The 12187-nt window shown below is 59.2% G+C and carries 1 protein-coding gene; it reads right to left on the bottom strand.

Going from position 1 to position 12187, the window contains the following annotated elements; genetic code table 11:
- Window positions 1–10 precede the first annotated feature (10 nt).
- Window positions 11–12169, bottom strand: coding sequence for an amino acid adenylation domain-containing protein (locus AC2TF5_RS14650; RefSeq protein WP_491297793.1), 12159 nt, complete (start codon window positions 12167–12169; stop codon window positions 11–13).
- Between the last annotated feature and the right edge of the window lie 18 nt (window positions 12170–12187).

The following is a 12187-nucleotide window of genomic DNA, read 5'->3' as shown; positions in this document are numbered from 1 at the left end:
TTGGCTCATGCTACTCCCTCGAGGCGGCACTGTCGGCTGCGGCGCGATATTGCTCGATCACGCTCGACAGCAGCTCCAGATAAGCGGAAGCCCAATCCAGCACCGCCTCCATGCCGAGGCGCCGGGCGTTATACGTCCATATCCCGCCAAGCTCTGGCCCTTCCGCCCCGCTTGGTGCGGCAGCGCCATCCATATACAACACAACATCGAATCGTTCCAATAGCGCCTCCCGCTCCTTGAACCCATGCTGCGCTGCTCCAGCAAATAATGGGAACAAGGCAAATCCGGCTTCGGCTTGCGGCTGCTTTCTGATTTGCCGCGCGGTATAACATTCTCCCGCGCTTACCCGTTTGGCGGCATACCGCAGCAGCGTATCGAAATCGCGCACCTCCGCAAAGTCGATTTCCTTTGGGGCAATCAGCCCGTTGTCCATCATTGTCGGAAGCACAAGCCGATTGATGCCGGACTCGCCACGCCAGAAGTACAGATATACGGCATACGCCGCGGCTTCAACCGTCACCGAGCGGGATGCCGCAAGTTCCACAAGCCCTTCTGCAACCGCCCGGTCTAGTTGGAACTGAACGCTGCCGATACGCTCCGCGGCATAGCCGCTACTGGCGCAGTCGTCTGCCACCGGCAGACCGCTCCAGCTCCAGCTCGCGAGCTCGCGATTTCTCGACTCCAGATAAGCCGCAAGCGATGCGATCGTCGGATAGGTGAACAAATCCGTTACGCCGAGAGCGCCGGGATACAACTCCTCCAGCCGTTGATGCGCCCGCACCAGCAGCAGCGATTCTCCCCCAACATCGAAGAAACGATGATGGATGCCAAAGTCGTCCCTTTGCAGGATTTCGCACCATACGGAGGCAATCGCCAGTTCGATATCGCTTGCCGCTTCGACAAACGGAGTACCGCTATCCGCCGCCAACTCCGGCTCCGGCAGCGCCTTCCGGTCGATTTTGCCGTTTGGAGACAGGGGCATGGCTGGCAGTTCCACCACGACCTGCGGAACCATATAATCCGGCAGGCGCAGCGCTGCAAAATCCCGCAGCTCCTGAAGGTCCGCAGGTTCGAAGCAAACGATGTACGCGCATAAATATTCGCTTCCGCTTGCGGCGTCCCGCTTCATGACCACCGCTTCCGAAACCGCCGGATGACCGAGCAGCACATGCTCGATTTCCCCGCATTCGATGCGCTGGCCCCTTATTTTTACCTGATGGTCGATTCGGCCCAAATATTCGATCGTTCCGTCAGGCAGCCATCTGGCAAGGTCTCCTGTCCGATACATCAGACTGCCCGCCGCAAACGGATTATCGACGAACTTTTCTTCCTTCAAATCGGGCCGGCCGATATAACCCCGTGCCAGGCCCGCGCCGGATATGCACAGTTCCCCGGCAATGCCGACAGGCTGGAGCTTCATCGCTTCGCTCACGATATAAAGCGAGATGTTATCGATCGGCTTGCCAATCGGCACCTGGATCGGAATATCACCGTGAGAGCAATCGTAATAGGAAACGTCAACCGTCGCCTCGGTCGGGCCGTACAAGTTCACAAGCCTAGCATCGAACGGAACTCCGATCCGCTCGCGGAACCGCCGCACCTGATCCGCAGTCAGTGATTCACCGCTGGCGAACACATGCCTCAGGCTCTCCAGCCTGGCCTCGCCGCGCAGCAAGCCGGGATGCTCCAGGAACAGGTGCAGCATGGACGGCACAAAGTGCATCGTCGTTACGCCATGCCGCGCTATCGCATCCATCATAAGCGCGGGGTCCTTTTCTCCGCCCGGAGGCAGCAGGACCAGTTTGGCTCCCGCAAAGCTCCACCAGAACAGCTCCCAGACTGATACGTCGAAGGTAATCGGCGTTTTCTGCAAAATGACTCCGCTTGCGTCCAGTCCGTATTGCTTCTGCATCCAGCCGATCCTGTTGACGATGGAATGATGCTCGATCATGACGCCTTTCGGCTGTCCGGTCGATCCCGAAGTAAACAGCACATAAGCAAGCGAACGTGAATCATGCAGCTTCTCCACAGGGAAGTCGTCCCGCTCCTGCGCCAGCGCCTCATGAACGTCCATAAATGACAGGAACATCTCCAGCCCTTCCGGGGCTTTGCCCTTCGTCAAGACAAGCTTGGCTCCGGAATTGTCCAGCATGTAGCGGATTCGCTCCGGCGGCAAGCCCGGTGCAACAGGCACATAAGCTCCGCCCGCCTTCAGCACGCCAAAGATTGCAATCATCATCTCCAGGCTGCGATCCATCACGATGGCCACGCGCTCCTCGTGCTTGACGCCTTGCTTTCTGAGCGCCTGTGCTAGCCGGTTCGACCTCCGGTTCAATTCCGCATACGTCAATGCTCCGTCCTCCGCCGCAACCGCAACGGCCTGCGGCGTTTCCGCCGCTTGCCTTTCGAGGTAAACCTCTACCGTATCGCCGCTTGCATACGGCGCGGCCGTGCGATTGAACGCTTCGTTCTGCTTCTCCGCCGCGGCGGCGCCCTGCAGCCCGATCCCTCCGAGCGGCCGCTCCGGCTCGGCCAGTGCAAGGCCGACAATACGGAGATACCATTTCGCCATTCTGCGTATGCTGTCTTCTTTAAACAGCGCCGTCGCATATTCGATCGTCAAGGCTGCACCTTTTGGGCCCTGATCCGCAAGCTCAAACGTCAAGTCCAGCTTCGATACGCGATTGTCCGGCACTTGCGCCTCAAATTGCAAGGCGTCCGCCGCCTGTCCGGCCTCCATATGCTGCATGACAAACATCGTGTCAAACAGCGGATTGCGGCTCAGGTCGCGCGGTACATCCAGCATCGTCACCATATGCTCAAACGGGAGCAAGCCGTTGTCCAGCGCCGCAAGCGCAGTTTCTTTGAGCTGCTCGGCGAACGCTCTGAACGGCAGTTCGCCGGATGGCCTGCTGCGAATTGGCAGTGTATTGACAAACATGCCGACCAGAGATTCGGTAGCGGGATGGAAGCGGCCGGCGATCGGCGTGCCGACAATAAGATCGTCCTGCCCCGTCATCAGATGCAATAACGTATGGTAGGCGGCAAGCCAGATATGGAATGGCGTAACGCCCCATTGCTCCGCCGCCGCTCCGATTCCCTCGGCAAGCTCCGCCGGAATCGGCAGCGCAAGCTTGGCGCCTTCGAAGCTTTGTTCGGGCGGACGCGGATAATCGGTCGGTAGTTGCAGTACAGGAAGCGTACCCGCTAGCCGGAATGCCCAATATTGCTCTTGCTGCTCTCTCGCCTCCGAAGCCATCCACTCCTGCTGCCAAACGGCGGCATCCTTATAGTGAATTGGCAGCGGCTGCAAGGAGCCGCCCCGATACAGCTGCTCGAAATCGCGCGCCATCACATTCATGGACACGCCGTCGGCGACGATGTGGTGAATGTCCAGCAGCAGCGTATGCCGACTTTCGCCGTCCGTCGCGAGAAACGCCCGAATTAACGGAGCCTTTCGCAAATCGAACGGGCGGACGACCTCGCGCGCAAATGTATTTAAGTCCGCCGCATCCATCAAGGCATGCACGGCGAGTTCAAACGAAACCCGCTCATGGACACGCTGTACCGGCTTGCCGTCTGCCCAGTCAAAGCTGGTGCGCAGCGGTTCATGGCGGTCAATCAGACCTTGGATCGACTCGCGAAGCCTGTCCTGATCAAGCTTACCCGTCAGGTTCAGGGCAAGCGGAAGATTGTAGGCCGTGCTGTCAGGATAAAGCTGCTGCAGAACAAACAGCCTGTTTTGCGCGAGCGACAACGGGTAGTACGGTCGGCTTGCCGCCCGGGTAATAATCGTGGCCCGCTTGGGGGCCGCGTTGTCGATGCGGGCCGCCATTTCCCGCAGCAGGGGAGCGTCGAACACATCCTTCATCGCAAACGCTGTTCCATATCGCTGCTCGATCAAGCCCGCAAGCTGTGCGGCGCGCAAGGAATGACCGCCCAATTGAAAGAAATGGGCTTCTCTCCCGATCGCCGCTCGATCGTCCGGCTCGATGGAGGCCAGACCGAGCACCTCCTGCCACAACTCGGCCAGCCGCTGCTCCGTCGGCGTAGCTGGCGCTTCGCCGCAAGCCGCCTGTTCAGCGAACCGGGGCTTCGACAGGTTGCTGCGGTCGACTTTGCCGCTCGGACTCAGCGGAAACGCTTCGATAGCAACAAAATACGAAGGTATCATATACTCCGGCAGCAGTTCCTTAAGTGCGGTCCGTAGGCTCGCTTCCCCCGGCGCCTTTCCATCCGCTGTCACGAGATATGCGCAAAGCGCCGGCTCTCCCGCAGGGTCCGTCACCGCCGTCACCACGGCATCGCGAACTTCCGCCTGCAAGAGCAGCACGTGCTCGATCTCGCCGCATTCGATGCGGAGACCGCGCAGCTTGACCTGATGGTCAAAGCGTCCCAAATATTCAATATTGCCGTCCGGTAGCCACCTTGCGCGATCGCCGGTACGGTACAGCTTCTCTCCTGAGACAAACGGATTCGTAACAAAGCTTTGCTCCGTCAAATCCGGCCTGTTGCGATATCCGCGCGCAAGACCGGCACCTGCGATGCACAGCTCGCCGGATACGCCGATCGGCTGCGGTCTCATCCGCTCGTCCACAATGTAGAGCCGGATGTTATGGATTGGCTTGCCGATCGGAATCGTACCCGCCCCAGCGTCCGGGCAATCGTAATAGCTGACATCGACCGTCGCTTCCGTCGGGCCGTATAGATTAATGAGCCGGCATTGGCCGCCGCTGCGCTCCATCAGGCTGTAAAAACCTGCGACATGCGCAGGCTTGAGCGCTTCGCCGCTCGCAAATACGTATCGCAGGGAACAAAGCTCGCCACCTCTGCCGCTGTCCGCCGCATAGGGCAAAAAGACGCCCAGCATGGACGGCACAAAATGCATAACCGTAACCGCCTGCTCTTCAATCGCGCGCAGTATGACCGACGGCTCCTTCTCCCCGCCAGGCTCCAGCAAATAAAGCGAAGCGCCGGCAAAGCTCCACCAGAACAGCTCCCATACGGAAACATCGAACGTAATCGGCGTTTTCTGCAAAATAACGTCGCGCTCATACAGCGGATAAGCCGTCTGCATCCAGTTCAGCCGGTTGATCGCCGCGCGGTGCTCCACCATAACGCCTTTGGGTTTGCCGGTGGAGCCTGACGTATAAATGACATATGCCAAATGCTCGGGGCCCGCTTGTGGCGACAGGTCCGTTTCTTCTTCGCCCTTCGGCAGCTCCGATGCGGCGGTAGCCGCAACCGCGTCCAGATCGATCGTCTCTCCCTGGAAGGCCGGGAGCGTATGAATCCACTTGGCCCCCGCCAGAAGCAGCCTGGCTCCGCTATCCTCCAGAATGCCGCGGATCCGCTCAGGCGGATGCTCCGGGTCGATCGGCAAATAGGCCCCTCCCGCCTTGAGCACTGCCATGATCGCAATCATCATGGATAACGAGCGTTGAGCGGCAATCGGCACAATCATTTCGACTGTAACCCCCTTGCCTCTTAGCACGGTAGCCATGCGTTCAGCGCGGACATTCAGCTCCCCGTACGTCAGCGAGCCTTCGGCCGACCGCAGCGCCGGGAAGTCCGGCCACCGCCGGGCGGACTCGGCGAACCATCCGTGAATCGTCTTCTCCGCCGGGTACGAATGTCCCGTATCATTCCATGCCGCAAAAGCGGCTTCTTCGGCAGGCGTCGCCATTGCGATGTCGCCACAGATCAGGTCGGGGCTGGTGGCCGTTTGCTCCAAAATGTAAAGCAGCCGCTCCGCTAACCGCTCCATCGTGCCTTTATGGAACAATCCCGTATTATACTCCAGCTCCGCCCGCAGACCACCTTCGCCATCGCTGTACAGATCGAGCTTGAAGTCCAGCTTGGATGTTCCATGGCTAACGGGCAAAGGCTCCATGCTCCAGCCGTCGCCGTGCGCCGCCAGCTTCTCGTCTTCAAACTGGTTATGAACGATCAGCAACGTATCGAACAACGGGTTACGCGACGGGTCATGCGGATACCGGGCCGCTTCCATCATGTGCTCGAAGCTGACATCGCCATGTTCGTATGCGGCAAGCAAACGCCCATGGGTCTCGCCGACAAACGCCAGGATCGGCAGCTCGTCCGCCACCCGCATCCGAATCGGCAGAAACTGGTTGAACATGCCGATCATCCGGGCCGTGTCCGGATGCGTCCGGCCTGCCGCCAAAGAACCAATTGCAAATTCCGACTGATGCGTCGTTCCCTTGAGCAACAGCGCGTAAGCCGCAAAAAGCAGGCTGTTCATGCTCGCTCCGGCGCTTGCGGCCGTCTCTTTCAGCCGTCCGGCGAGCGCCGCCGGAATGTGGAAGGTATACGTATCGCCCGCAAATGTCTGACGGTCGCTGCGCGGCCGATCCAGCGGCATATCGAGCGGCGCCGGCGGCTCTGCAAGCTGCTCCGTCCAAAATGCTCGGCTTGCCCTGGCCCGCTCCGAGCCGGACTGACGCTCCTGCCAAACGGCATAATCCTTGTAATGCAGAGCCGGCGACGCAAGTTCAGCGCCGTCGATCAAAGCGGTCAACTCCTCCAGCAGCAGCTTGACGGATATGCCGTCCGCCGCGATGTGGTGGATGTTGAGCAGCAGATAGGCCTCCGCTCCTTCCGATTCGGGCCGGCAATAACATGCGGCGAGCAGCGGCGCTGCGGCAAGATCGAGCGGCCGGAAAAACTCGCTCAAGCATTCCGGCAGCGGCGTCCCCGCGAGCTCCGCCGTTTGCAGAACAAAGGTGGCCGAATCGTGCACGATCTGGGCGGGAACGCCGTCGATCCAATGATAGGAGGTCCGCAGCGGCTCATGCCGTTCGATCAACTTCCGAAGCGCCGGCCAGATTCTGGTCTCACCCACCGCACCCGACAGTTTAAGCGCAAGCGGAATATGGTAGGTTAGTCCGATATCAGCCATGCTTTCCGCCAAAAACATGCGCCGCTGCGGAGGGCTGAGCGGATAGGATGCAGCTTTTGGCGCGTCCGCAACAGGTTCGTACGCTTCCTTGGCAGCCCTGTCGATCCAGGCCGCCTGCTCTCTGACTGTCGGCAACTTGAAAATTTCCTGAAGCGGCATGCGCACCCGGCAATGCTTGTAGATTGCCGAGGTCAATGCGGCCGCCTTTAGGGAGTGGCCGCCATGCTCAAAGAAGTGGTCAAGCGCGCCAACCTTCCCTGTATGAAGCACTTCTTGCCACAATCCTGCAACAATGATCTCCGTATCTGTGGCGGGCGCTTCATAAGGGACCGTGCGCTCCGGCGCAGGCAGGCGTTTTTTGTCCACCTTGCCGCTCCCGTTCAGTGGCAGCTTTTCCAACCGCACAAATGCGGCGGGAATCATAAATGCCGGCAGCTTGCCTGTCAGTTGGCTCCTAACGTTTGCCTGCCCTTCGGTTTGCTCTGCAACGATATAAGCGCATAAATACGGCGCGCCGTCATTCTCGATCAGCGCCACAAACGCTTCCTTGACGCCCGCGCAATCCAGCAGCCTGCTTTCGATTTCGCCCAATTCAATCCGGTAACCCCGCAGCTTGACCTGGCTGTCGATCCGGTCCAGAAACTCCAAATTTCCGTCAGGCAAGCGGCGCACCAGGTCGCCGGTTCCATACACAGTTTCGCCTTCCCGGAACGGATGCGGCCGAAACTTCGAAGCGGTCTGCTCCGGCAAATTCACATATCCGGAGGCGACTCCATCACCCGCAATCCACAGCTCCCCCGGCACCCAGTCCGGCTGCAATCGGCCCTGCTCATTCAGCACTAGCGTTTCCGAAAGTGCAATCGGCGCGCCGATCGGCACAGTGGACGTTCCTTGTCCGTCCCATGACTCCGTGATCGGATAGCAAGTAGCGAAAACCGTCGTTTCCGTAGGGCCGTATACATGAAGCAGCACACCAGGTCCAAGCGCGTGGAGCGCTTTGCGGATATGCGGCACGGAAGCCCGCTCTCCGCCAAATAATATATGGCGCAAACCGCGCAGCGACTCCAGCCCATGATCGACCAGCGTATTGAACAACGCCGTCGTCACAAAGAATACTGTAATGCCTCTGCCCTCAATCAGATCGGTCAGCCGCACAACGTCGGCAACCTCTTCCTCGCCGACCAGCGTCAGCTTCGCGCCGTTCAACAGCGCTCCGTACAAATCGAACGTTGAACCATCAAAGGTGTAGTTGGAAAGCTGCAACAGCGCATCGTTTTCCGAAATGCTTACATAATCGGTATGGATGGCAATCCGGGACACATTGCGATGCGCGGTCATAATCCCTTTCGGCTTGCCCGTCGAGCCGGACGTGTACATGATATAAGCGAGATCGTCCGCCGAGCCGTCGATGTCCAGATTATGGCCGGACTCGCCGGCCCATCTCGTATCGAGTTCCTCCATGTCGACGACATCTAAGCTGTCTCCAACAAGCCGGGCGCTCATCTCCAGCGTCGCAGCCTCAGCCACGATCACCCGCGCTTCTGTATCCTGCAGCATAAACAAAATCCGCTCTTCGGGATATTGCGGGTCGATCGGCACATAGACGGCTCCCGCTTTCAGCACAGCCAATATCGCCGCAATCATATCGGGCGAGCGCAAGAGCAGCAGCGCCACCTTCGCCCCCGGTGCGACGCCGCGCCGAGCAAGCGCGCGCGCGAACCGGTTGGCACGATCGTTCAGCTCGCTGTAGGTATACGCCAGCTCGCCCATTTCAACGGCAATCTGCCGCGGTGTCTCTAACGCTTGCCGTTCAAACAGCCTGTGCAGCGACAGCTCCTGCGGCTGCGCGGCGAGTGAACGGCCAAGCCGGAGCAGCCGTTCCCGCTCCTCTGCATCGACGGGATCAAGATCGCCAAGCGCCGCATGCGGCTGCGCGGCGACTGCCCGGGCCAGCGCTGCATAATGCCGGGCCAATTGCGCGGCGACCCGCTCATCGTACAAATCCAGCGCATACTCCAGCGTAAATGCGATACTAACGCCGTTATCCGCGCACTCCCAAGTCAGGTCGAACTTGGCCGAGCCGCTGTCCATCGCTTGGGGCGTATAAACGACATCCTTGCCCCGCCATTCGGGCAGCTCCATATTTTGCAGCGTAAACACCGAATCGAACAGCGGATTCCGCCCGTATTCCCGTTTCACATTCGCCAGCTCGGCTATTTCTTCATAAGGCACATCTCCGTTGCCGATAGCCGCCAGCGTCTCCCCATTGACCTGCTTCAGCCATTGATCGAAGCGCAAACCGCTTTGCCCGCGCAGGCGGATCGGAACCATGTTGACGAACATCCCGACTACGCTTTGCAGCTCCGGCCGCACTCGTCTCGCGGCTGCCGTGCCGACAACGATGTCGGATTCGCCCGTATATTTCGCAAGCAGCGCATAATAAATCGAAAGCAGGACGGTGTATAACGTTACGCCCTCACGTCTAGCCAACGCACGCAGCGATCCGGCAAGCTCCGGCTCCAGCTCGAAGCGCTCAATAGCCCCGCGATAGCTTGGCGTCTGCGGCCTTGGACGGGGGGACGGAAGCGCCGGCGCCGGCGACGGCACGCCATCCCGAAAGATTTCGCGCCAATAATGCTTCTGGCGCTCCAGCCAGTCGCCGTTTCGGCCCGCTTCCTCCCACAGCGCCATATCCCCGCCATGAATGGACAACGGCTCCGGCGCGTTCCCCTCGTAAAACCTCGTAAGATCGGACATCAAAATACCCATCGACGTTCCGTCCGTAATGATATGATGCATATCCAGAAGCAGCACGCTTGACTCGTGCTCCATGCGCACAAGCTCCATGCGCAGCAGCGGCGCTTGCTCCAGACGAAACGGCTGCAGGAAGCGCCGCTGCCGCAGCGCCAGCGCAGGTGCCGTCCAGCCGCTTCCGTCAACGACAGCAAGCGGCGGCTCGTCCCCCTGCTCGATGCGCTGCATTACATTGCCTTCTTCCCTATAAAAGGACGTCCGAAGCGCCGGATGCCGCTCTATCAGTGCCCGCCACGCCGCGCGGAATCGTTCGATATCAAGCGGGCCCTTCACCTGGACCGCAAACGGCAGATGGTAGTTGAGCAGCCCCGGATTCAGCTCTTCCAAAAGGAACAGCCGCTTTTGCGCCGAGTTCGCCGGATAAACCGTCCGCTCCTCCGCTTTGCGCAACGGCGGCGGGGCGGCGGCAGTTCCTTCGCCCTCCTGCGCCTTTTGTTCCAGCAAAGCGGCCAGCGAACTCACCGAATCATGCAAAAACAGCTCGGTAAGCGTAAGCTCGACGCCAAACGCCTCTTGCAACCTGGCGGAGGCATAAGCCGCCTTGAGCGAATTGCCTCCTTGCTCAAGAAAGCTGTCCTTCCGGCCTATGTAATCCTTTTTCAACACCTCGCGCCAGATGGACACGATCCGCTCTTCCGTCTCCGTAGCTGGCTCCAAGCCGACATCCCCGAGCAAGGCATCGCCGCCTTCCGCATCACAGCGCTTAAGCGCGGCCGCCGCTTCCAGTTCCGCCAGCTCGGCAAGTGCTTCGGCAAACTCACCTTCGCGCAGCGCTTCCGCCAATACGTAGCGTTGAATTTTGCCGGAGGTCGTTTTTGGAATTCGCCGAACGGGGACAACAAAAGCAACGTCCAGACCGGCCGATCCGTTCAGCAGCTTTTTCACCTCGGCCATCAGCGGTACAAATCCGCCGGTCTTGCCGCGATGCTGAATAAAAACTGCGATTGCATCCCGTTTGGTCGTTGCATCCTGAACGGCGGCAATCGCCGTTTTCCCGATTTCGGCCCCTTTCAGGCCGCTGATCAACGCCTCCAGGTCATGCGGATACACATTTTGCCCGTTGACGAAAATAACGTCCTTTATGCGGCCGGTCACATATAAACGCCCTTCCAGCAAGAAACCCAAATCTCCCGTATTCAGCCAGCCGTCCGGGGAAATTGTTTGCTTGTTTACATCGGTCCGCTTATAGTAGCCGCTTGTAACGTTGCGGCCTCTAATATGAATCAAGCCTACGCTGCCTGTTGCCGAAGGGTTTCCCGCTTCATCGCAAATACGCACCTCGCACTCTTGTACGGGGAAACCCAGCTCGACGATCTCGATCGCGGCATGATCCCCATGCGCGGCCATTCGTACAGGTTGTCCAATAGCGAGGGATTGGCGCTCTAGCTTAACGGTATTCAGATGATCTTCTGTCCTTGGGAACGTCGCGGCCAGACTCGCTTCCGCAAGCCCATATACCGGAAAAATGCAATTTCCCTTTAACCCGTACGGCTTCATCGTCTCCAGAAAATCGCGGCAATGGGCGGCCGATATCGGTTCGGCCCCGTTAAAAATCAGCCTGACGCAAGACAAATCCCATGCCGCCGCTCCTTCCGGCTTCCAATGCTGCAGAAAATGCACATAACCGAAATTCGGCGAAGAGAGGCATGTCACCCGATGCTTATGTGTAAGTTCCAGCCATTTCATCGGATGAAGCACAAACGTCGAGGTCGGCAAGTGCAATTGATTCATGCCGCAAAGGAGCGGCGAAAGATGAAAGCCGATGAGCCCCATATCATGCGTCAACGGCAGCCAGCTTAGCGAAGAATCCCGCTCCGTCGACTGCGCCCCATGGATAATGGCACGCATGTTTGACAGAAGATTGCCATGCGTCAGCACGACCCCCTTCGGGTCTCCGGTAGAGCCCGATGTAAACTGGATGAATGCGATGTCTGTCTCGGCAGCGTCATACGTCTCAGCCTCGGGCCGGCCTGCATCCGCAGCCGCCGCTAGCACTTCCACAATCGGCACGCTGCTGGACTCTAGCTGGGCCAGCGCCTCCGCCTCCGCCTCTCCGTGCTTCAAAGCGTAGCCTTGGATTCCCGGCAAAAGTTCTTCATCGCAGAGCAATCTCGGCGCTTCCAACTGCTTGCATACCTGAATCAGCTTTTTGCGTCCTTCGTCCGTACGCGCCGCCGTCACAGGTACGGGGACAATGCCGCCGAGCACGCAAGCCCAGAACAGAAGGATAAACCGTTCGTTATCTTCCGTCTGCATGACGGCAAAGTCGCCTGGCCCAAGTCCCCGCTCGCGCAGCAGATGGAGCACCTTTCCGGCCAATGTAAGTAATTGGCCGTACGACAAGTAGCGCTCCTGACCGCCTTCGCAAAATAAAATTCCCGCATCGTTTTCCTTGCGCGCCAGCAATACGCTGGACAAATTACGAATGGTTCTCATAGTCGGCAGCCCTCCGTT

The organism is Paenibacillus sp. JNUCC 34 (genome assembly GCF_058269055.1).
Note: the sequence above shows the minus strand (reverse complement) of the source record. Positions and strands in the feature narration are given on the sequence as shown.

What these genes read in the sequence shown, in the direction of transcription:
- AC2TF5_RS14650 (WP_491297793.1), bottom strand. Translation starts at nt 12,169, where the DNA reads ATGAGAACCATTCGTAATTTGTCCAGCGTATTGCTGGCGCGCAAGGAA.